This is a genomic window from Herpetosiphon sp. NSE202, assembly GCF_042688385.1.
In the GTDB taxonomy this organism is placed as follows: domain Bacteria; phylum Chloroflexota; class Chloroflexia; order Chloroflexales; family Herpetosiphonaceae; genus Herpetosiphon.
The window spans coordinates 137,005-158,142 of the sequence record NZ_JBHUPY010000007.1 but is presented as its reverse complement, the minus strand read 5'-3'; the positions used below and the strand labels follow the sequence as shown (position 1 = coordinate 158,142).

Below are 21,138 nucleotides of genomic sequence, written 5' to 3'. Positions count from 1 at the left end.
CAGGCTCCGGCTTGTTTCTTCACAAGGAGTAACCCTTGACGAATACAAACGACTTAGGTTTTACGATCTTATCGCTGGTGGTGTTTTTACCCGCCGTCGGTGCGATCATCCTGGCGTTTATGCGCGGCCAACGCGGAGCAGCCCGAATTTTTGCCTTGGGCTGGAGCACACTCGTTTTCGCCGTGTCATTGCCAATTTTGTTCAATTTCAAGCACGATGCCGCTGGACTCCAGTTCTACGAATATTTCAGCTGGATTCCAGATTGGGGCGTGCGCTACGAGTTGGGTCTTGATGGCATTAGTTTGTGGTTGGTGCTGCTGACAACCTTCATCACTCCTTTGGCAATTTGGAGTGCATGGAATGTTGAAGACAAAACCAACAACTTCTTGATGCTGATTCTGTTGCAAGAAACTGGGATGTTGGGCGTGTTTTTGGCCCAAGACCTGTTCTTGTTCTATATCTTCTGGGAATTTACCCTGATTCCAATGTATTTCTTGATTGGGATTTGGGGTGGCAAGCGCCGCATTTACGCCACAGTGAAGTTCTTCTTGTATACCTTCGCTGCCTCGGTGTTTATGTTGATCGGCATTATTGCCTTGGGCTTGCTCAATTACCAATATTTGGCGCAACAAGGCTTGCCAACTGATACGGCCTTCCAAGTGCAAACCTTGATGGCCAATATCAATCAATTTGGCTTGTCGGATACCGAATTGAAATTGCTGTTCCTCTCATTCTTCGTGGCGTTTGCGGTCAAAGTGCCATTGTGGCCTGTCCACACGTGGCTGCCTGATGCGCACGTTGAAGCACCAACCGCTGGTTCGGTGATTCTGGCGGCGGTGCTGCTGAAAATGGGTGGCTACGGCATGATTCGCTTCTGCGTGCAGTTGTTCCCGCAAGTTGCCCAAGAATGGGCACGGCCAATTGCCTTGCTGGCAGTGATTGGGATCATCTATGGCGCAGTGCTTTCGTATGCCCAAAGCGATATTAAAAAGCTGGTGGCCTATTCATCAGTCAGCCACATGGGCTTTATCGTGCTGGGGATTTTCGCGCTGAATGAAGTTGGTTTGCAAGGCGCAGTGCTGCAAATGATCAACCACGGGTTGAGCACTGGCGCATTGTTCTTGTTGATTGGGATGGTTTACGAACGCACTCACACCCGCGAATTGGCCGATTACGGCGGTTTGTGGAAAGTTGTGCCCGTGTTCGTTTACTTCCTGTTGTTTGCCACGATGGCCTCGGTCGGCTTGCCTGGCTTAAACGGCTTCGTTGGCGAATTCCTAATTATGCTCGGCGCATTCGATTCGCCAATCGGCTGGACGTTTACCGCGTTTGCCGCAGTTGGCGTGATTTTGGCAGCGGTCTATTTGCTCAAAATGTTCCAAGGCATTGCTTCGGGGCCATTTAGCGAACGCCGCACGCCGCACCTGAGCGATTTGACTCGCCGCGAAGTAGCGATTTTGTTGCCACTCTGTATATTGATGTTGGTAATTGGTCTCTACTCGCCATACTTTACTCGCCCAATGGAAACAACGATCAAGGCGCTTGAAGCCTTCGTTGCCAATGCTGCGCCACTGATTGCTGGCCAATAAGACGGAGCGTGAGTTCGAATGAATGATTTAACATTTGTCACGCCGGAGATTAACTGGACAGTCTTAGGCATGCCAGCATTCCTGATGATTTGGGCGATGTTGGTCTTGATTGTCGATATGTTTACCTCAGATCGGCGGGTTTTGATCACGCTAAGCCTGATTGGGCTGGGCGTGACTGCGGCGCTTGGTGCGCTGGATTATGGCTTAAATGTCTCGGGCTTTTCAGACATGTTGGTGTTTGATCAGTTTGGGGTGTTAGTAAATTGGATTTTGCTGGCGGGTACAGCATTGACCTTGCTGATTGCCTTTGATTACATGCCACGCCAAAATCTCAACCAAGGCGAGTTTTATCCCTTGGTGCTGTTTGCAACCTCTGGCATGTTGTTCTTGGTTCAAGCAACCGACCTTGTAACGATCTTCATCGGGGTTGAAACGCTGTCGATTGCGCTGTATGTGCTGACGGGCTTTGCCGTGCCGCAGTTCAAATCGGGCGAAGCAGCGATTAAATATTTGTTGCTTGGCGGTTTTGCCGCTGGCTTCTTGGTCTATGGCATCGCCTTAATCTATGGCATGACTGGCAAGACCAACTTGGCACAAATTGCCACCGAATTGAGCACATGGCAAAGCACCGGCAAAGCGCTTGATGATCCAATTTTGTTGGCTGGGGTTGGCTTTGTGCTGATTGCCTTGGGCTTCAAGGTTTCAATGTTCCCCTTCCACGCTTGGACTCCTGACGTGTACGAAGGCGCGCCCACGCCAGTAACCGCCTATATGTCGGTTGCGACCAAGGGTGCTGCGTTCGCCGCCATGTTGCGCTTCTTGAACGTGGCCTTCCCTGCGCTCAAGCCAGAGTGGCAATTGCTGTTTGGCCTGTTTGCAGCAGCAACCATGGTTTATGGCAATATTGTGGCAGTTGCCCAAAGCAACCTCAAGCGCATGTTGGCCTATTCGTCGATTGCGCACGCTGGCTATATGTTGCTCGGCGTGTTGGCTGCCAGCGAAAAAGGCATCAGCGCCTTCACGGTTTATCTTTTGGCCTACACCTTGACCAACCTTGGCGCGTTTGCCGTGCTGATTGCCTTGGAAAATCGCGGCATGCCCGTGTTTGAACTGAAGGATCTGCGTGGATTGGGCAAGCGTAGCCCACTCTTGGCGCTGGCAATGACCGTGTTTATGTTCTCGTTGGCTGGTGTGCCACCAACAGCCGGTTTTGCTAGCAAGTTTGGCATTTTTCGCGCTGCCTGGGATGCGAACCTCGATTATCTGGCGATTATCGGCGTGATTACCAGCGTCGTTTCAGCCTTCTTCTACTTGCGGGTGATTGTGACGATGTGGATGCGCGATGCTGAAGCCACCGAGCCACAACCAACCTATGCCACGGCTTCGCTCTCGTTGGGCGTGCTCGTTGCAGTCATTGGGATTGTCGCAGTTGGGATTGCGCCAAACATCTTCACCGATTTGGCCAAAGCCTTGGTCTTGACCGTCGCCCAATAACATCTATTTCTCAGCCTTGCTTCCCTCATGAACCTACGAGTTTGTGGGGGAAGCGTTTTTTAAAGTCAAAAGTCAAAAGTCAGAAGTCAAAAACCAAAAAAAGGAGTCAATAGTAGTCAGGGTTCAGGTTCCTGGCTGATGACTTTGAGAGATTAAAATAATAATCTGTGTAATCTGTGGCGAAAAAATAAAAGCCTTCGTATGTTTCGTGGATCGGCATTTAACGCAGAGGCGCAGAGATTCCAAGGCTAATGGCTTTTGGCTGTGGAAAGATAATCAAAACAATCTGGGCAATCTGTGGCTAAAATGTACTTCGCGTTCTTCGCGTTCTTCGTGGTTTCAGCGGCTATTTTGACTTTTGACTTTTGACTTCTGCCTTAACAAAAACACCCCTCTCCTCATTATAAGGAAAGGGGCGTTGCGTTGAGCGTCAGCCTGATTTAGCTGGCGATCACGTCTTGGCGAATAAATGGCATCAGCGCAATTGTCAGCACTTCGTCCATGGTTTCGACCGGAATCAATTGCAGATCTTGGCGCACTTTTTCTGGCAGATCGACAATATCTTTGGCGTTTTCCTTGGGCAAAATGAAGGTTTTGATCCCAGCGCGATGCGCTGCCAAGGTTTTTTCTTTCAAGCCACCAATTGGCAGAACCCGGCCACGTAGCGTAACTTCGCCAGTCATAGCAACGTCACGGCGTACCGCTCGCCCAGTCATGGCCGAAATCAATGCGATCGTTAAGGTGATCCCTGCTGAAGGGCCATCCTTGGGCACTGCACCTTCGGGAACGTGAATGTGAATTGAGTGCTCGTCAAAGTAATTTGGCTCGATGCCCAATTCTTTGGCGCGATAGCGCACATACGACATTGCTGCTTGCGCCGATTCTTTCATCACATCGCCCAATTGACCAGTCAGGCGTAATTCGCCTTTGCCCGTCAATGGCAAGACTTCGAATGAGAGAATATCGCCACCGGTTGGTGTCCAAGCAACGCCTGTTGCCACCCCAACTTGATCAGCAACTTCGGCCATTCCAAAGCTGAAATGTTCTGGGCCAAGGTAGGTTGGTACATCAGCAGCATCAATCAAGAATTTAATTGGCTCGGCTTTTTTAGCCTTCTTGCGCCGCTTCTTGCCTTCTTGGGGTGCTTCCTCATCTTGTGATTCAGCTACCTTGCGGGCAATTTTGCGGCACAGAGCCGCGACTTCACGCTCAAGGTTACGCACGCCAGCTTCGCGAGTATATTCGCGAATCAGCTTCAAGATTGCAGCATCGGTTACTTCTAATTGGCTGGTTTCGAGGCCATGGAACTCACGTTGCTTGGGCAACAAGAAGCCTTGGGCAATCGCCAGTTTTTCATCCTCGGTGTAGCCGCCAATCTCGATAATTTCCATGCGGTCGCGCAGCGGCGCTGGAATTGGCTCAAGTTGGTTGGCGGTTGCCACAAACACCACTTGGCTCAGATCAAACGGAATTTCCAAATAGTGATCTGAGAAGGTGTTGTTTTGCTCAGGATCAAGCACTTCCAACAGCGCCGAGGTTGGGTCGCCACGGAAGTCATTGCCAATCTTGTCGATTTCGTCAAGCATAAAGACAGCTTGGCGCGACTTGGCGGTTTTCATGCCCTGAATAATCCGGCCTGGCATTGCGCCAATGTAAGTACGGCGGTGGCCGCGAATTTCGGCTTCATCGTGTACACCGCCCAACGATTGGCGCACGAATGGCCGATCCAAGGCGCGGGCAATCGAGCGGCCAAGGCTGGTTTTACCCACGCCAGGAGGGCCAACGAAGCACAAGATTGGCGAACGCATTTTGCTGCCAGCGAGCTTGCGCACCGCCAGATATTCCAAAATCCGCTCTTTGACTTTTTCCAAGCCATAATGATCTTCGTCGAGCACTTGGCGAGCTTGAACCAACGAAATCGCCGCAACTTGATCGGCGTTCCATGGCAGGGCAATAATCCAATCGAGGTAGGTGCGAATGACACCTGCTTCTGGCGAATTCATGCCTTGTTGGGCCAAGCGCTTAATTTCGTGCAAGGCTTGATCTTTGACATATTGCGGCGCGTTGAGTTCATTGACTTTGCGACGCAATTCATCAATTGGATCATCGCCATCGTCATCTTCGCCTAGTTCACGGCGGATAACGCGCATTTGTTCGCGCAAGAAATACTCTTTTTGGCCTTGATCGAGCACTTCTTTGGTATCGGATTGAATTTTGGCCCGCAAGCGCAAGAGTTCTAATTGGCGAGCCAAAATGACTTGAACTCGATTCAAGCGAGCCAATGGCTCGGCCTCGTTCAACAATTCCAAGCGATCTTGGAACGAGAAGGCAGGGCCATAGGTCACGAGGTCGGCCAAGTGGCCAGGCGTGTTAATGCGATGCACAAAAGCAACAGCTTCTTGGGGAATTTCGCCTAAATAATCGACAAATTCAGTAATTTGCTGTTTGACTGTATCCATTAATGCATCGACTTCGATGCCTTTTGGTTCTTGGTCTGGCAAGTAGCGGCAGGCTACGCGATAGAAGGGATCGCTCTGAACACAATCAACAATCTCAGCGCGGGTAATCCCTTCGAGGACAATTTTTACCGTGCCATCGGGCAATTGGGAGAAATCTTCCAAGCGCGCGACCACGCCAACTTTGGGTAATTGTTGGGGTTCGTGGCCTTTGTAGGCTTCAATTTCGGCCTCGGAAACAAAGATCAACAAAACGTGTTGATCATCTTCCATCGCTTGTTCCATGGCCCGATAAGACTTGCCCTGCCCAACCTGGAGCGGCACAGTCATGTGCGGCATGATCACAATTTCGCCCAATACCACCAGTGGTAAAGTGCGCTCGGTTCCTGTACGAGGGCGGTCTTTTTCTCGGGTCATATCAAAAATCCCTCATTTCGCTGTGGCAGAATGGCCACACAGAGTGGGTTAAAAGCAGCATAATACGTCTTTATAGTATACGCTAACTTATCTTAACGGCAAGCCTCGATCGTCCTGTTTTGGTCTAATCCTTTTAATTTTAATACTCTGTTAGCACAGTTGCGGCTGCTTCGTTGGTTTCAAATTGTAAATGGTACAAGCGAGCATATGTGCCTGCTTGAGCCAAAAGTTCGCTATGGCTGCCAAGTTCAGTCACGCGGCCATGCTCAATCACGGCAATTCTGGTAGCATTTTTGACGGTCGAAAGCCGATGGGCAATCACGAAGGTGGTGCGGCCTTGCATCAAGCGTTCTAAGGCCTCTTGTACCAAGCCTTCCGATTCACTATCCATCGCCGAGGTTGCTTCATCCAAAATTAAAATCCGTGGGTTTTTGAGCAAAGCTCGGGCAATCGCGACGCGCTGGCGCTGACCACCAGAGAGTTTAATCCCCCGCTCGCCAACGATTGATTCATAGCCACCCTCGAAATTGCTGATAAAGTCGTGAGCGTTGGCTGCTTTGGCCGCTTCGATAACTGCTTCCATTGGCGCATCGAGGTTGCCATAGCGAATATTATCGGCAATCGTGCCGCTAAATAGCAAGGTTTCTTGCGGCACAATGCCAATTTGCGAGCGCAACGACGGCAAATCAACATCGCGAATATCAAAGCCATCAACCGTAATTCGCCCTTTGGTAACATCATAAAAACGCGGAATTAAGTTGACCAAGGTCGATTTGCCAGAGCCACTTGGCCCGACAATCGCCATCACTTCGCCTGGCTCAACCCGCAGATTGATGTTGTTCAAAACGGGTATACTGCCTTCGCTATAGTTGAACGAAACATCTTCAAGGTAAATCTCACCTTCGATTGGCGGCAAGGTGATGGCGTTGGTTTTGCTGGCGATGGAAGGTGCGGTATCCAAAATGCCAAACACCCGCGCGGTTGAGCCAAGCGCCTCTTGCAATTGGCTATACAAGCTAGTAAACGTGCCAAGCGAGCCAGCAATTACCGCCGCATACAGCAAGAAGGCAATCAAATCGCCAAGTTGCATCGTGCCATTCAAAACTTGGCGGCCACCAAACCAAAGAACGAATACCAAGGCTCCAAAGCCCGAAAACGAAACGATTGGCACAAACTGGGCGCGGGTTTTGGTGCGCCGCATCGAGGCTGAGAAGGCATGTTCAATTGCGCCGCTAAATCGCTCAACTTCATAGGGTTCGCGGGCAAATGATTGGACGATTCGCACGCCGGAGATGGTTTCTTCAAGCACCGATGAGGCTTCAGCCATGCGATCCTGAACTTCAGTTGACATATTGCGAATCCGGCGACCATAAATAATCGCCAGCACAATCATTAAAGGAATTAGCAGCAGCGTAATTGCGGTCAGCTGCCAACTGAGATTGATCATCATAATGAAACTGCCGATGAAGGTAATACCATTTTGCAGAAAAGCAGCAACCGCATTTGTGCCGATGCCTTGAATGACCGTTACATCGTTGGTGACGCGCGAAGTTAATTCGCCGACGCGGCGTTCGCTAAAGAAAGCCAACGAAAGCCGCTGCAAATGCGAATAGACCTCAATTCGCAGATCGGCAACTGCGCGCTCACCAACATAGGTCAAAAAATAACCTTGAATATAGTTAAACACCATTTGAGCGATAAACACGCCCATTAAGCCCAGCGCAACCTTATCCAAGGCGCTGGTGCTTGAAGCATCTTTGACTGTTTCGACCAAATTGCGAATTGCCAGCGGCATGATTAGGCCAATGCCGCTTGAAATTGCCAAACAGAGTAGCGCGATTGCTAAGCGCCAGCGATAGGGATATACATACTGAAACATGCGTCGTAGCTCTAAATGACGCAAATTACTTAATTGTTTCGGGGCTTGTGCCAGCATCGTGTCCATCCTTCAGCCAACAAATAGCATCATTGGCACGTATATACACGCTTGCCCAGCAACCAGCAAGCGCCGTATTGATCAATCGATCGGTTTCATGATGATTGTACGTGGCTGATGGGTGATGTCAATCGCTGTGTTGGTTAGCAGATGTTACCACCAGCCGTTTATTCGGTTCGGCGGGGTCGATATTGCAGTGCTTCGGCCAAATGCGCTGGTTGAATTTGCTCAAGATTAGCCAAATCAGCAATTGTGCGGGCCAATTTAAGCACCCGATGATAACTGCGGGCCGAGAGTTGTAATTGGCGCATGGCCGCCTTCATCAGGCTTTGGCTGGCGGCATCAAGCTCGCAGGCTTGGCGCAATTGGGCTGGCCCCATATCGCTATTGGTCAAGATTGACTGCTTGCAAAAGCGTTCAGCTTGGCGTTGGCGCGCTAACACGACGCGCTCGCGAATTTGCTCCGATGATTCGCTACTACGCACACTCGCAAGCTTTTCATATTCAAGCCGTGGGACTTCAATATGAATATCGATGCGATCGAGTAATGGCCCAGAAATGCGTTTTTGATAGCGGGCAATTGCGGCTGGTGGGCAGACGCATTGGCGGGTAGGGTCACTTAAGTAGCCACAAGGGCAAGGGTTCATAGCACCTATTAGCACGAAGTTTGCCGGGAATGTGAGCGTGCCTGCGGCGCGACTGAGTACCACCGTATGATCTTCGAGTGGTTGGCGCAAGACTTCGAGTACTTGTTGGCTAAATTCGGGCATTTCGTCGAGAAAAAGCACGCCCCGATGGGCCAACGAAATCTCGCCTGGCTGCGGGGTGCGGCCACCACCGACGAGGCCAGCATTGGAAATTGTGTGATGCGGCGAGCGAAATGGGCGCGTGCGAATAAAGGGCAGATCGCTGGGTAACAGGCCTTTGACCGAATAAATTTTGGTTACATCCAAGGCTTCATCAAGGCTCAACGGCGGCAAAATAGAGGGTACGCAGCGGGCTAGTAAGGTTTTGCCAGAGCCAGGCGGGCCGCTCATCAGAACATTATGACCACCAGCAGCAGCAACTTCTAAAGCCCGTTTGACGTGTTCTTGGCCTTTGACATCGGCAAAATCGACGCTATAACTGAGGGCTTCAGGGGCTGGTGGCTGGCCTTCGTAGGCTGCGATATAGTGCTCGCCATTGAGATGAGCAGCAATCTCGACGATGGAGCGCACAGGAATAATCGTCATATCGCCGAGTAACGCTGCTTCGGCGGCATCGCAATGCGGCACATAAACTGTTTGCAAGCCTTCGCGGCGGGCAATTGTGACCATTGGCAAGATGCCATCGGTGTGGCGCAAAGCTCCATCAAGCGATAGCTCGCCGACAAACAGTGCTTGGCTCACATCGGCAGCGATTTGGCCTGAAGCCAATAAAATGCCCACGGCAATTGGCAGATCGTAGGCTGGGCCTGCTTTACGTAAATCAGCAGGAGCCAAATTGACGGTTAGCCGTTTATCGGGGAAGGAACCGCCACTATTGCGTACGGCGGCGCGGACTCGCTCTTTGGCCTCTTGAACGGCAGTATCGGGCAAGCCTACAATCGTGAAGGTCGGCAAACCACGACTGAGATCAACTTCGACTTCGACTAACGCACCATCGAGGCCAACCACGGCGCAACTCCAAACTTTCGCCAACATGATGATACCTCCCGTAACAAAACGCTATCGGGAGCTAGAGCCGCATGTTGGCGATTTTTGGCATGGAGTTGGAGCAATTGAGGAAATTAGCCGAAGTTAGTTGACGGCAACCCAATCGAGTTTAACCAATTTATCGGCGACGGTATTCATATCGGCTCCGCGGCAACGGCAGCTTGGTTGATGTTGCACAACCACTTGCCATGCGCGACAGACAACCTGAACCGGCCAGCAATCTTGGCTTGGCACTTGATGCGAGGCACTCACATGATCAATAATTTGTTCGGCAACCATGTAGGCATCGTTATCGTTGATACCCTCGGCTTCGCGGACAATGACGGCTAATTGGACTATATGGCTTGCTAATTTAAGCAAGACCCCACGGCTTTTAACGCGTTCGGTTTGCATGGTCTGCGATCCTTTGGCATGAAGGATTGATAGGACGTTTATCGGCAAATACCACAGTGGGTATTGGCAAAATCATAAAAATAGCGGCACGCAATCGCAATCACGTACAGCTAGGCACAAAATCCATTTGCTCAAGTAGTCGAATGCAAAAGTGAAGCGTTGCTAAAGAGCATCAACGTTCCTCAATCTGTCTCTTAATGATAGTAAAACATTCGCAGCCGAATTTCAATAGATTTTGGCCTAAATTATTATGCAAATAATAAACTGTTAATAAGATTTGATTATCTAGCCACGATTTACTCTTACAATCTAACGTAGTAAATAGCACACTCGTGCTTTTAATTGAGTTGCAAGGAGATTGATCAATGAGTGAATTTGCTGCTGATTTAATCCACCATTTGCGTCAAGCCCAATCAATGGTTGTATTAACTGGCTCGGGAATTTCTGCGCCCAGCGGGATTCCGACCTATCGTAGTGCTGCCGCCGATGCCCGTTGGACGGCCTATGATCCTGATAAGGTTGCAACCTTGGCTGGCTTCGAGCGTGATCCAATTGGGGTTTTTCAGGTGTATCAAACGATGCAGCGCCAATGTGAAGCGGCTCAACCCAATGCTGGCCATTATGCAGTGGCGCAGCTTGAACAATTGATGCCAGAATTTAAGTTATTTACCCAAAATATTGATAGTTTGCATCAACGGGCTGGCTCAAGCAATGTTTTTGAGGTGCATGGCAGTTTGGCGCGCACAATTTGTGCGCATGAACGACGCTTGGTTGAAGATTGGGATGCTGAGCAGCCAATTTGCCCTGCTTGTGGTTCGCCGTTGCGTCCCGATATTGTGTGGTTTGGCGAGCTGTTGGATGCGGCAATTTTACAAGCGGCAAAAGATGCGTTTGATCGCAGCGATGTGGCCTTGGTCATTGGCACATCGGCGATTGTCGAGCCAATTGCTTCATTGCCGCATCGGGCGTTGCGGCGCAAAAAGACGGTGATTGAAATTAATCCTGATATACCGTTGCGCGGGATTGCGAGCTATTCGTTGGCGGGCAGTGCTGATGTGGTGTTGCCTCGATTGATTGAGGCTGTTTGGATGGATTAATAGATTTTTGGTGAATTCAATTTTTTTTTCGCCACGAATTGCACGAATTACACGAAGCATTATTGTTTAGCCATAGATTGGCACAGATTTTTAGGATTTGGTTTCTGCTAGCCCAGAGCCAACAGCCAATAGCCAATAGCCACATTTCCTCTGCGCCTCTGCGTTAATAAATTGATCCACGAAGAACACGAAGATCACGAATGATGTTCGCAGAAGCCCAAAGCCAATAGCCAAATCTCTATTTTAGCCACGAATTGCACGAATTGCACGAATGATGTTCCGATAGCCAATAGCCAATAGCCCTGGAATCTCTGCGCCTCTGCGTTAAGTGATAGTGCTGAATTATTAATGTGTTTATCCTCAGCCTTCGCGTTCTTCGTGCTCTTCGTGGTTGCTTGTTCCTGAATCCTGAATCCTCGTCCCTTCACCCCTCATCCCTCATCCCTCATCCCTCATCCTTCATCCTTATCGTTGCCACCAGCGCACGATTGGCCCCAAAATGTGGTCGAAGCGGTGATTAACTGAGGCTGTGCCCTGCAAAATTGATTGAAAATTGGCAAGATCTTGCTGATTCCACTCGTCACGGAGTTGGTCGGCGGCGCTGGTCAAATTGCGCTCTAATTGGGGTTGCAGTTGGTCGCGGCTTGTGCCAGCATCGACCCAGGTTGGCTCGCCACAACGAATTAAGGAAACTGGGCGTTGTTCGCCGCTAAATTCATAGCGCAGGGCAACTGGCAAACACCACAAATTGCCAGTGCGGGTGGCAATATCGGCGACACCGCGAAAAAGTTGGAGCGGACGGCGATCTGGCGGTATAATTTGGCCCTGCGGAAAAACCCAAACTAAGGCGTGGCTGTGGTGTTGAAGCTGGGTGCTGGCGTAGCGTATTGAGCGCAGGGCCTCACGCGGTTCTTGGCGGTTAACCGAGAAGCAACCACACCAGCGGAAGAAGAAATAACGGGCGAGTTGCGCTTCTTCCATCATCAAAAAATGGCGGCGTGGGTAGACGTTGCGAAATAGCTCAAAGGCAAGATGACCATCCCACCAGCTTGTATGGGTCACATAGCACAAAATTGGCTCGCGGCTGCGCAAGATGTCACTGGCTGACCCAACATTGAGCAATACTTGATCGAAGGTTTTGCACAAGGCTGGCCGAATGAGTGCCCGATAGACCAACCATTCGCCCAAACGATTGGGTTGAGCTGGCAAACGTGGTTGATTATTGGCTGAGCTTAGTGGCATAATCAAGGTCTCATGCTAGTGACAATCTGTCCAAATAGTAGCATAGCTAAAGGAGCCTGCAATGGCTAGCGAGCGCGTGATCGTGATTGGAGCCGTCGCCGCCGGAACGAGTGCTGCGGCCAAGGCCAAGCGCACCAACCCTGATCTGGATATTTGTGTGTATGGCCGTGAAGCGCATGTTTCCTATTCGGCGTGTGGCTTGCCCTACCTGATTAGTGGTGCGGTGAGCGATTATCAAGCCTTAATCGCCCGCACTCCGGCTCAATTTGCCCGCGATGGCGTAACCGTGAAAACCGAACATGAAGTGACTGATCTTGATGTGGAAGCTGGGCGAGTGACGGTGCATAATTTGGCGAGCAATACGACATTCCACGATCATTTTGATCGCTTGGTGATCGCAACTGGCGCACGGGTCAATTGTCCACCAGTACGAGGGATTGAACTACAGGGTGTCTTTCGGTTACGCTCTATGCATGACGGTTTAGCAATTCAAGCTTATATCAACGAGCACCAGCCGCAGCATGCGGTGGTGGTTGGTGCTGGTTATATTGGGCTAGAAATGGCCGAGGCGTTGCTTGATTTGGGCATTAGCGTGACCTTAATCAACCGCAGCAAAACGGTTTTAAGCTCGCTTGATGACGATATGAGTAACCAAATTATCGAACGACTTGAAGCTGCGGGCGTGCATTTAGCGCTTGGCGCAGCGCTCGAAGGTCTCGAAGGCAAAGCCGATACAGTGACTCATGTGGTTGCTGGCAAGGTCGATTATCCCGCCGAATTGGTGATTATCGCCACTGGCGTGCAGCCAAATAGTGAACTGGCTGCAAGCTGCGGCGCTGAGCTTGGCGAAGCTGGGGCGATCAAAATTGACCAAGTAGGCCGTACTACAATCGATAGGGTGTTTGCCGCAGGCGATTGCTGTACCGTTGATCATCGAATCTTAAATAAACCAGTGTATTTGCCGCTTGGCACCACTGCAAATAAACAAGGTCGAACCCTCGGAGCCTTTCTCGCAGGCCACGAGCGACCATTTCGCGGCGTTGTTGGCACATCGGTGACCAAATTTGCCGATTTACACATTGCCGCGACTGGATTAAGTGTTGAGCAAGCTCTCCACCATGGCTACCACGTTCGTAGCAAAATTATCCATTCGACCGATCATGCGGGGTATTACCCCAATGCTCGGCCCATTACGGTTAAATTGGTTGCGAATGCAGCCGACGGCACATTGTTGGGTGGCCAAATTATTGGCTACGACGATGTAGCAAAGCGGGTTGATGTGGTAGCGGTGGCATTAGCGGGAAGAATGACGGTAGATGAGTTTGCTTGGCAAGACCTAAGTTATGCACCCCCATTTTCATCGGTGTGGGACCCACTCTTGGTTGCTGCCCAAGCATTGGCTAAAGGCTAAGCTTGAAAGGACATTCTGTGAGCATCGAAACGCTTTTTGCCCACGCCCGTGCTGCGATTAGCACTGGCCGGAAGGAGGAGGGGCGCAGCTTATTAATTTCAATTATTCATGAAAATCCCGATTTTGCGCCAGCTTGGCTGTGGCTGAGCGGGGTTTTGGAGGAGCCAGAAAAACGCCGTGATTGTTTGCAACGGGTGCTGGAGCTTGATCCAACGAACGAAGCAGCGCTCATGGGCTTGGAATTCTTGCGCTTGCAAGTCGTGGTTGATCAAACGCCACCAGCAGCGCCGGTTGAAAAATCGGTTGCAGCGGTCAAACGTTTGGGCGAATATTTGGTTGAGCAAAAATTTATCAAGCAAATCCAGCTTGAGGCTGCCTTGAGCGAGCAAGCGCAAGAAGCCCGCTATGGCCGAATCGTGCCGCTGGGCGATATTTTACTGCGCCGCCGCTGGCTGACCACCCAAGCGTTGGGCAAGGTTTTGGAAGTGCAAAAAATGGCGCGCGCCCAGGGTGGCCATGCCAGCACAGTCAATCGCTTGGGCGACCATCTGATTGAACAAGGCCTGATTACGCGTACCCAACTGAATCAGGTAATTGCGCGCCAAGCAGATTTGAAAGTGCGCGGCCAGCATTTTCAGGTTGGCGAGTTGCTGGTGCTTTCGGGCATGCTCTCGCGCAATCAATTACAACACGCAATCGATGAACAACAACAAACTTTTATGCGCGAATTACCACAGCGCTAGCCTTGGGATTGCAGCATTCTTCTTCTGCATTACTTTCGCTGCGACCCAAAAGCTCGTTATAATACGACAGCATGGTGCAATCAACACCATGCTGTTTGTTCATTCAGCGCAATCATCTGGGCCTGCACCGAGATGCTTGTGAAGCATCGAGCCTTATGAATTTGCTTGTTCCCTTGGGCTTAATTGGCTTAATTTCGTTGCCAATCATTGCAATTTTGCATATGGTGCGGCAGCGCCGTCAGCGCTTGCGAATTCCCACAATTCGGCTGTGGGCGGCGCTCAAACCACCACCTGAGCGCCAGCAACGCAAATTGCCATTAACCCTTTTGTTGGCGTTGCACCTCTTGGTTGCCGCATGTTTGGCCTTGGGCCTGACCCAACCAACATGGATTTTTGGGGTCAACGATCCACGTCATGTGGTGATTATCCTCGACACAACCTCGAGCATGCTGGCCAATGGTACCTTTGAGCAAGCCCAACAACAAACTCAAGATTTGATTGGTGATTTGGGCCGTGACGATAGTGTGGCTTTGGTTGAGCTAAACCGTGAAGCCCGCTTGTTGGGCTATGGCGGCTATACAGAGCGCCAACAATTGCGCCAAATTGTGGCCGAGCTTGCGCCTGCTGGCAATCGCGCCGATCTGGCCCAAGCGCTGAGCATTGCCAACGCCACTCTCGCCAATGATCGCCAAAATCAAATGCTGGTGTTGAGCGATGGCGCTTTGCCTGCTAGTAGCACGCCGCTCTCGGTTGCCGCCGAATTAGAGTGGCGCACGCTGGGCGAAAGCACCGCCAATAGCGGGATCGTGACCTTCGCCAGCCGTCGCTTGCCCAACCAACGCAATGCATTGTATGCTCGCGTGACCAATTTTAGCGATTTGCCCACAGCTCGAACATTAACCCTGTTGCTTGATGGCGAGCTGGAATCCGAGCAAAATATCGTGATTCAGCCTGGCGGCAGCGAGGAACGCACATGGGAAGTAGGCGCAGGCGAGTTGGCCGAATTGCAGCTTAGCCCCAACGACGATTATGCGGTTGATGATCGGGCGCTGGTATCGCTTGATCGCTCTGGCTCGTTGCGGGTGCATTTGGCAACATTAACTCCATCGCCACTGGAACGCATGCTGCGGAGTTTGCCCAATATCGAGCTAAGCGTGGGCACAACTATAAGCGAGCGACGGGTTGATTTGACGGTGTTGAATGGCGTTTTGCCTGAGCAATTGCCCAGCAGTGCGCTGTTAATTGTCAATCCCCCGCGCGACGAGCGTTTGCTCACTGAGGATAGCATTTTAGGCGAACGGGCGAGTAGCGCGGTGCTTGATGCCGATTTTGCTGGCATCGACCTTTCGAGCGTTCAATGGGGTGGTCGTCGCCCAATGACTCGCGAGAATATCCCAACTGGTTTGACCAGCGTGATTGAAACCGATACCCAATTGCCCTTGGTGCTGCGTGGCATGTGGCAAGAGCAAGCTACCATCGTTTGGCTGTTTAATTTGGATAATGCTAATCTCAGCGCCAAATTGGCCTTCCCCTTGCTGACCGCAGCCAGCATTGCCAATCTCACTGGCGGATCGTTGCCTGAACAGCTGGCAGCTGGCAGTTTTGCCCCGAATACGCCATTAACTCGACCTGATGGCGAGGCTCAAGCGCTCGATCAACGGTTGAACCAAGCTGGTTTATATCGGGTGGTTGGCAGCAATCGCGGCGGCATTGCGGTCAATTTTGGCGATCCACAGGAATCGAATCTACAGCAACAAAGCCAACCAACAATCAGTCAAATTGCTCAGCCAGAGGGCGACCGCTTAGCACCTCAAGGCACGCCATTATGGCCAATTTTGATTGGCTTGGCGTTGGCGTTGCTGGTAGTTGAATGGTGGTATAGCTTTCGTAGCTAAGCATCGTGTGAAGGAGACCGACAATGAGTGATAACCGTCAACGGTTTAGCAATCGAGTTGCCGATTATGTGCAATTTCGCCCAACCTACCCACGCGAAATTTTTGGGCCATTGCAAACGCAGCATGGCTTTGGCTCAAACTCGATCGTGGCCGATATTGGGGCTGGCACGGGCATTTGGAGCCAGCAATTATTGGAGCATGGCGCAACGGTTTATGCCATCGAACCAAACGCGCCAATGCGTGAAGCTAGTTTGCAACTAGCCGAGCACTATCCCAATTTTCAAGTGGTTGATGGCAGCGCTGAAGCCACTGGTTTAGCCGATCAGAGCGTTAATTGGATTACGGCTGCCCAAGCCTTCCACTGGTTTGAGCTAAACGCTACGCGCCAAGAATGGCAGCGCATTTTGCGGCCTGATGGCTGGGTTGCCTTGATTTGGAACCAACGTTCGCTTGATGCTACGCCATTTTTGCGCCAATACGAAGCCCTATTACACCAATTTGGCACCGATTATTCGAGCGTCAAACATACCAATATCGACCCGCAACTGATTAGCGACTTTTTTGGCCAACAACCAGCTTGCTACAGCGCCCAAAATGCCCAATATTTTGACCAAGCAGGCCTGCTTGGCCGCGCATTTTCCTCGTCGTACACACCAACGCCCGATCAACCAAGTTACCAAGCCCTACGTCAAGGCCTGATTGATGCGTGGCAGGCGCATCAAGTTGACGGCAAAATCGCCTTTTTATACACCACGACGGTCTATGTTGGGCGCTTTGCCTAAGTCCAAGCACAGGGCATAGACTAGTTTGATCTATGCCCTGTGCTTGGACTACAGCTTGGGAATGCGCCGTGTACGTGCAATTTGGCGAATTGCATCCAAATTGCAAATTTCTGCTACCTCAAAGATGGTTGGAGTTGTTTTGGGAACAGGCCGCATATTGATAATTGGCAGAAAATAGCCTGAACGCCCGTGCAACTCGGCAATAACTGCCAAGGCCAATGGAGCCAAGCCTGGGGGATTGATAATAATCGGTACAGTTTGCCAATCGGCGGTTTTCAAGCCAACGCTTTCAACTAAATCATAAGCAACCTCAGCCAAAGGCCGCATTCGGCTAACTTGGGTATCGACAAAACATAGTTGTGGCGTTTCTTCAACGATGGCCACGACTTGGCTAAACTGCGCATCAGTCAATGGATGGGCAAAGTTAATCAGGAGCATAGACTTTCCTTCAAACGATCGTTGCTAATAAACTTTCTAAACGATCACAGATTTTGATTGTTTGGTCAATAATATCAGCAGCTGTGCGCACATTTAGTTGCTTTCGACCATTCTTGATAAAAACTGGAGTCATTCCACAGTGGGCAATATCGTTTCGAACATGATTCGTGGCTTCGGTTTTATCATTTGGGTCGAGGGTAATCCCTGACCAAACTTCCCTAATTTGCTTTAGATGTGGTTGAAGGGTTTCTGTAGGACGTGGATCTTCGCTCCATGAATTTTGGTTGAGCATTCGAGCAATAACCTCTCGATCTTTATAATTGAAAATATCGTGGCTTCCTTGATGATAAACTCCTAGCGAAACTAACCACTCGCGAGCTAAAGTCATTGCCTGAATTGGTAGACCTTTATCCAAATATTGGCGAATCATTTTTATTTGAATCCGCAAAAAGCCTTGTTGATCAGATCGGGCTTGGCGATAGGCCTCAGTCAAATCTGCCAGCGGATCAGTAGCAATCGCAAATGGGCTATATTCATCTTTAATTCGTTCTAACAACTGTTGATACGGCTGCATGGCTGGGTTTTGTTGCACGGCGGCCTCAACCTTGGCTAAAGCTTGCTCAAAGCCTGAGGCTGCTTGAATTACGCCAACTGGGCGGGTGGTTAATAATTCTTGTGAAAGTTTGTGTACTTGTTTGGCAAAACCTTCAACTGCATCGTTTTTAAACGTTTCAGCAAGTTTAGTAAGCTGTTCGGCGCGGCCTGTTTGAATAAAGGTGTTGGTGGCGGTTGTCCAGTCGAGCAAGGTTAAAAATGGAGTCAGATCGAAAACAGGCGATTCAGTTGCAGGATCTCCGTCAGAAAGCATAATATCTTTCTTTACTTCAAATGCTCCATAGACTAAATGCTCAATTGTTACTTTACGGACAGAGGTAATATAAGCACACGCGATAAATCCTAAAATTGGTAATGAACGCAAACCATTTGTAATATCAAAAATAATTGTGTCACCATCTTGGAGCGTATTTGTAATAGCATTAAAAATTTGCCAGATTTCAGTATTATTCTCGCCAATAGGAATGTCACAAGCTATGGGTTCGGTCAGATTTGCCTCATTCATATGTTGGGTTAATAAATCGAAATTATTAAATTTAGCTTGAGGTGTTACAAATACATAAACTTGATCAGAATTGAAAATTTTTGCCATGGCAGCAGTCGCATAGAGTGACTCATGTTCTAATTGCCCATATTTATAAATCGTTCGTTTATAGTTGTTACTTGGTGGATTTGCTCCTAGAAATGAAATTAATTTGCGCATAGCAAGCTCCTTTATATTAACCTAAGCTTTCAAGTAGTGATTTAATTTGCTCTTCTGTCATACAGTTAGCATCAAGCTCCATCCGGCCATAACCACTGGAGGTTTTTGCGCCGATGCCCATATGCGTCAGGCCATTGGCGAGCAAGCTTCGGGCGGCATTACACCAACCTTCTACTCCGCTGAGTGCTACCAAATAGTGACCAGTCGCGCTCAGAAATGGAATAATGGTTGGGCTATCCCAATCGGCTGGTGGCATAGTTTGCGCTTGATCACCCTTGGCAGGAGCTTGTTTCTTGCCTTGATAATACTCAGGATGATGCACAGTAATCACATCGGGATGTAATGGGCCTCCAGCTTTGGCCGTCTTAGGAATATACAAGGCATCATAAAAGCTGATACAGCCACTTAGCTCGGTTGAGCCAAATAATTCGCGATGAAATTTGCCACCCTTCGCCCAATCGTTGGGTGTATCTGCATTGGCAGCTCCTTGGCCGAGGCGTTGGTGGGCGAAGCTCGATGCCAAGCCCTTCAAGGCGCTACCTGGGATGTAGGGCATGCCATAGGTGCGCTGCAAAGTAATCGAGTTTTCGAGCACACTTTCAGTCCCGAGACCCACGACCATTCGGCCTTTTACTTCAGCTCTTAGCAAGCAAATAGCGGGAATTTCCTTTAATGTGTTCACCCAGCGCTTAAAAAAACCTTCATAGATTCCTGTTTGATCCATTTGATTGGCGATATTGGCAACATCGGCAAAATGCTTCGTTTTAGAATTTTCATCGTCATTTTTTTGTTCATATAAATAACGATCAAGCCATAAACCTGCATGTGCTATGTTATCCACTTTGATATTATTTAAATGATCACGTCGACTATTCATTCTTTATCTCCCTGCTCGTCATCAAGTTGATCGGTTGGCTCAATGCCAAGCACGCTTTGAGCAAAGCGTTTATACCATAACAGTGCATCAAGTATCTGTTGTGTTATGTACATATACTTTGAGAGATCTACTTTAATAGCATATTCAACAATATCTGATGTATCTATATTTATTGTTTTTGTAAGATGAGTTAGGAATAAACTAAATTCATCATCTTTGCCAAGCTCTTTTTTCTTACTCCTTGAACTAATAAATACTAATGCTTGAGCAAGCCCAGCAGTTCTAATTAATATAGGTAATTTATGTGCTATTACACCATAGCGTTTTTGGTTTGCCACAGACTGTTGCTTAATGTCTTGGATTTGTTGATAAATTACTGATGCAAATTTCTGATCGCGGGTTTGAAAAACTGAATTACTCATGCTACTGCTCCTATTTCACAATCACGCGACAAATTCCGCGCCCAACGGTTGCTTTGCCACCAAGCTGAATTGGTTTTTCACAAAGATTTGTAAGATCGTTTGCCATTGCATCTAAATATGTTTGGTTTGCTTTTGGTGGCGCAATCAACATCAAGCCAGTCAAAATTGATTCGGCTGGCAAGGCTTCTTCGTACCACAAAGCGCCTTTTTTAACTGTTTTTTTATCGTCATCAAGGCTGATACGAGCGGTTATTTCGGTTGCAGTGTTGAGTAAAAAGCTCAAAACATTATCGTGAACAATACATAAACGTTGAATAAAGTGATCATGCCAATATTTTTCAGCTTCTGTGGTTGAGTCAAAAATATTCTGAGCGATGAATGTTCCCCATTGATGAATCCCCTCCTGGTTTTTGGCCACAAAATCAAGATCTTCAAGATACACTTTGGTATTTGCAGTGAGACTTGAATTTTGGGTTACAAGGCATTGAGTTGCTTCATCAAGCTGGATAGGGGCTAACTCCCTCAGCTGAGCTTGATGAGTATCGGCTAAACTTCGGGCAAAACGATTGAGAATATAAGTCGAGCTAACCCAGGCAAATGTGCCAAACAAACTGCGCACAGGTAAACAAAGCAAGTGTAAATCGGAGAATTGCACCACCCCCATGGTCAAATTATTAGTTTCAGACCGTCCGAAAATTTCTTCAGGCGTTTTATTGAGGGGCACTCCGCATTCATTGGCGTTCATTGCCCGATCACGCAACGGGCCTTTGAGCGATGAACCTGGCAAATAGGGCAAATTGGTGGCTTTTTCGCGGGCAATTGGCAAATCGATGACCCCAGCGCCTTGGCCTGTGCCAGCATGCAGTGGTGAAAGGGCATGGACAAAAACGAGTTTGGTGAGATTCATGGTTTATGCTCCAATTAAATAAGAATG

General features: G+C 49.4%; 17 protein-coding genes. 7 read left to right on the top strand and 10 right to left on the bottom strand.

Annotated elements, in window-relative coordinates:
• Positions 1–35 precede the first annotated feature (35 nt).
• Both ACFMKP_RS10245 and ACFMKP_RS10240 read left to right on the top strand, forming a co-directional pair.
• Positions 36–1,589 carry a NuoM family protein gene (locus ACFMKP_RS10245; RefSeq protein ID WP_382291512.1) on the top strand — a complete coding sequence of 518 codons (1,554 nt, stop codon included), beginning with the start codon at positions 36–38 and terminating at the stop codon, positions 1,587–1,589.
• Positions 1,590–1,607: 18 nt separating this feature from the next.
• A complete protein-coding gene (locus tag ACFMKP_RS10240) occupies positions 1,608–3,083 on the top strand; it encodes an NADH-quinone oxidoreductase subunit N (protein ID WP_382291510.1) in 1,476 nt (491 codons plus the stop codon).
• Positions 3,084–3,523: 440 nt separating this feature from the next.
• Here the strand turns inward: ACFMKP_RS10240 and lon are convergent, their stop codons facing one another.
• The 4 genes from lon to ACFMKP_RS10220 form a co-directional block, all read right to left on the bottom strand.
• Positions 3,524–5,956: an endopeptidase La gene (lon, locus tag ACFMKP_RS10235; protein ID WP_382291508.1), complete on the bottom strand. Its 2,433-nt coding sequence runs from the start codon at positions 5,954–5,956 to the stop codon at positions 3,524–3,526.
• 139 nt (positions 5,957–6,095) lie between these two features.
• On the bottom strand, positions 6,096–7,892 hold the full coding sequence (locus ACFMKP_RS10230) for an ABC transporter ATP-binding protein (protein ID WP_382291506.1): 1,797 nt from the start codon (positions 7,890–7,892) through the stop codon (positions 6,096–6,098).
• 167 nt (positions 7,893–8,059) lie between these two features.
• A complete protein-coding gene (locus ACFMKP_RS10225; protein ID WP_382291504.1) occupies positions 8,060–9,574 on the bottom strand; it encodes a YifB family Mg chelatase-like AAA ATPase in 1,515 nt (504 codons plus the stop codon).
• Between the two features lie 96 nt (positions 9,575–9,670).
• Positions 9,671–9,979 (bottom strand): hypothetical protein, encoded by a 309-nt coding sequence (locus tag ACFMKP_RS10220; protein ID WP_110513162.1) that lies wholly within the window; start codon positions 9,977–9,979, stop codon positions 9,671–9,673.
• 365 nt (positions 9,980–10,344) lie between these two features.
• On the opposite strand from ACFMKP_RS10220, the gene ACFMKP_RS10215 reads away from it, so the two are divergent.
• The gene (locus ACFMKP_RS10215) at positions 10,345–11,076 is read left to right on the top strand and encodes an NAD-dependent deacetylase (protein WP_382291502.1); all 732 of its coding nucleotides are present in this window, start codon (positions 10,345–10,347) and stop codon (positions 11,074–11,076) included.
• A gap of 465 nt (positions 11,077–11,541) precedes the next feature.
• On the opposite strand, the gene ACFMKP_RS10210 is transcribed toward ACFMKP_RS10215, so the two are convergent.
• On the bottom strand, positions 11,542–12,318 hold the full coding sequence (locus ACFMKP_RS10210; RefSeq protein ID WP_382291500.1) for a lysophospholipid acyltransferase family protein: 777 nt from the start codon (positions 12,316–12,318) through the stop codon (positions 11,542–11,544).
• A 61-nt stretch (positions 12,319–12,379) separates the two neighbouring features.
• Here ACFMKP_RS10210 and ACFMKP_RS10205 point away from each other — a divergent pair, with 61 nt between their 5' ends.
• From ACFMKP_RS10205 to ACFMKP_RS10190, 4 genes are all read left to right on the top strand, one after another.
• The gene (locus ACFMKP_RS10205) at positions 12,380–13,729 is read left to right on the top strand and encodes a CoA-disulfide reductase (protein WP_382291498.1); all 1,350 of its coding nucleotides are present in this window, start codon (positions 12,380–12,382) and stop codon (positions 13,727–13,729) included.
• A gap of 17 nt (positions 13,730–13,746) precedes the next feature.
• Positions 13,747–14,472: a hypothetical protein gene (locus tag ACFMKP_RS10200; RefSeq protein WP_382291496.1), complete on the top strand. Its 726-nt coding sequence runs from the start codon at positions 13,747–13,749 to the stop codon at positions 14,470–14,472.
• 155 nt (positions 14,473–14,627) lie between these two features.
• Positions 14,628–16,367: a VWA domain-containing protein gene (locus ACFMKP_RS10195; RefSeq protein ID WP_382291494.1), complete on the top strand. Its 1,740-nt coding sequence runs from the start codon at positions 14,628–14,630 to the stop codon at positions 16,365–16,367.
• 23 nt (positions 16,368–16,390) lie between these two features.
• Positions 16,391–17,149 carry a class I SAM-dependent methyltransferase gene (locus ACFMKP_RS10190; protein ID WP_382291492.1) on the top strand — a complete coding sequence of 253 codons (759 nt, stop codon included), beginning with the start codon at positions 16,391–16,393 and terminating at the stop codon, positions 17,147–17,149.
• Positions 17,150–17,197: 48 nt separating this feature from the next.
• Here ACFMKP_RS10190 and csx15 read toward each other — a convergent pair whose 3' ends face one another.
• Genes csx15 through cmr4 form a run of 5 tightly spaced genes read right to left on the bottom strand, consistent with a single transcriptional unit; the run spans position 17,198 to position 21,111 of the window.
• On the bottom strand, positions 17,198–17,587 hold the full coding sequence (gene csx15, locus ACFMKP_RS10185) for a CRISPR-associated protein Csx15 (protein WP_382291490.1): 390 nt from the start codon (positions 17,585–17,587) through the stop codon (positions 17,198–17,200).
• Between the two features lie 10 nt (positions 17,588–17,597).
• Complete coding sequence (gene csx2 / locus ACFMKP_RS10180) at positions 17,598–18,905, bottom strand: TIGR02221 family CRISPR-associated protein (RefSeq protein ID WP_382291488.1); 1,308 nt, start codon at positions 18,903–18,905, stop codon at positions 17,598–17,600.
• Positions 18,906–18,921: 16 nt separating this feature from the next.
• Positions 18,922–19,782, bottom strand: a complete 861-nt coding sequence (gene cmr6, locus ACFMKP_RS10175) for a type III-B CRISPR module RAMP protein Cmr6 (protein WP_382291486.1) — start codon at positions 19,780–19,782, stop codon at positions 18,922–18,924.
• Complete coding sequence (gene cmr5 / locus ACFMKP_RS10170) at positions 19,779–20,204, bottom strand: type III-B CRISPR module-associated protein Cmr5 (RefSeq protein WP_382291484.1); 426 nt, start codon at positions 20,202–20,204, stop codon at positions 19,779–19,781. Before cmr5 ends, cmr6 begins: the two co-directional genes overlap by 4 nt.
• Positions 20,205–20,214: 10 nt before the next feature.
• Entirely contained in the window at positions 20,215–21,111 is an 897-nt protein-coding gene (gene cmr4, locus ACFMKP_RS10165) for a type III-B CRISPR module RAMP protein Cmr4 (protein WP_382291482.1), read from the bottom strand.
• Positions 21,112–21,138: the final 27 nt, after the last annotated feature.

Coding starts and splice junctions, on each gene's coding strand:
- ACFMKP_RS10240 (WP_382291510.1), top strand. CDS start 1,608: ATGAATGATTTAACATTTGTCACGCCGGAGATTAACTGGACAGTCTTA.
- lon (WP_382291508.1), bottom strand. CDS start 5,956: ATGACCCGAGAAAAAGACCGCCCTCGTACAGGAACCGAGCGCACTTTA.
- ACFMKP_RS10230 (WP_382291506.1), bottom strand. CDS start 7,892: ATGCTGGCACAAGCCCCGAAACAATTAAGTAATTTGCGTCATTTAGAG.
- ACFMKP_RS10225 (WP_382291504.1), bottom strand. CDS start 9,574: ATGTTGGCGAAAGTTTGGAGTTGCGCCGTGGTTGGCCTCGATGGTGCG.
- ACFMKP_RS10220 (WP_110513162.1), bottom strand. CDS start 9,979: ATGCAAACCGAACGCGTTAAAAGCCGTGGGGTCTTGCTTAAATTAGCA.
- ACFMKP_RS10215 (WP_382291502.1), top strand. CDS start 10,345: ATGAGTGAATTTGCTGCTGATTTAATCCACCATTTGCGTCAAGCCCAA.
- ACFMKP_RS10210 (WP_382291500.1), bottom strand. CDS start 12,318: ATGCCACTAAGCTCAGCCAATAATCAACCACGTTTGCCAGCTCAACCC.
- ACFMKP_RS10205 (WP_382291498.1), top strand. CDS start 12,380: ATGGCTAGCGAGCGCGTGATCGTGATTGGAGCCGTCGCCGCCGGAACG.
- ACFMKP_RS10195 (WP_382291494.1), top strand. CDS start 14,628: ATGAATTTGCTTGTTCCCTTGGGCTTAATTGGCTTAATTTCGTTGCCA.
- ACFMKP_RS10190 (WP_382291492.1), top strand. CDS start 16,391: ATGAGTGATAACCGTCAACGGTTTAGCAATCGAGTTGCCGATTATGTG.
- csx15 (WP_382291490.1), bottom strand. CDS start 17,587: ATGCTCCTGATTAACTTTGCCCATCCATTGACTGATGCGCAGTTTAGC.
- csx2 (WP_382291488.1), bottom strand. CDS start 18,905: ATGCGCAAATTAATTTCATTTCTAGGAGCAAATCCACCAAGTAACAAC.
- cmr6 (WP_382291486.1), bottom strand. CDS start 19,782: ATGAATAGTCGACGTGATCATTTAAATAATATCAAAGTGGATAACATA.
- cmr5 (WP_382291484.1), bottom strand. CDS start 20,204: ATGAGTAATTCAGTTTTTCAAACCCGCGATCAGAAATTTGCATCAGTA.
- cmr4 (WP_382291482.1), bottom strand. CDS start 21,111: ATGAATCTCACCAAACTCGTTTTTGTCCATGCCCTTTCACCACTGCAT.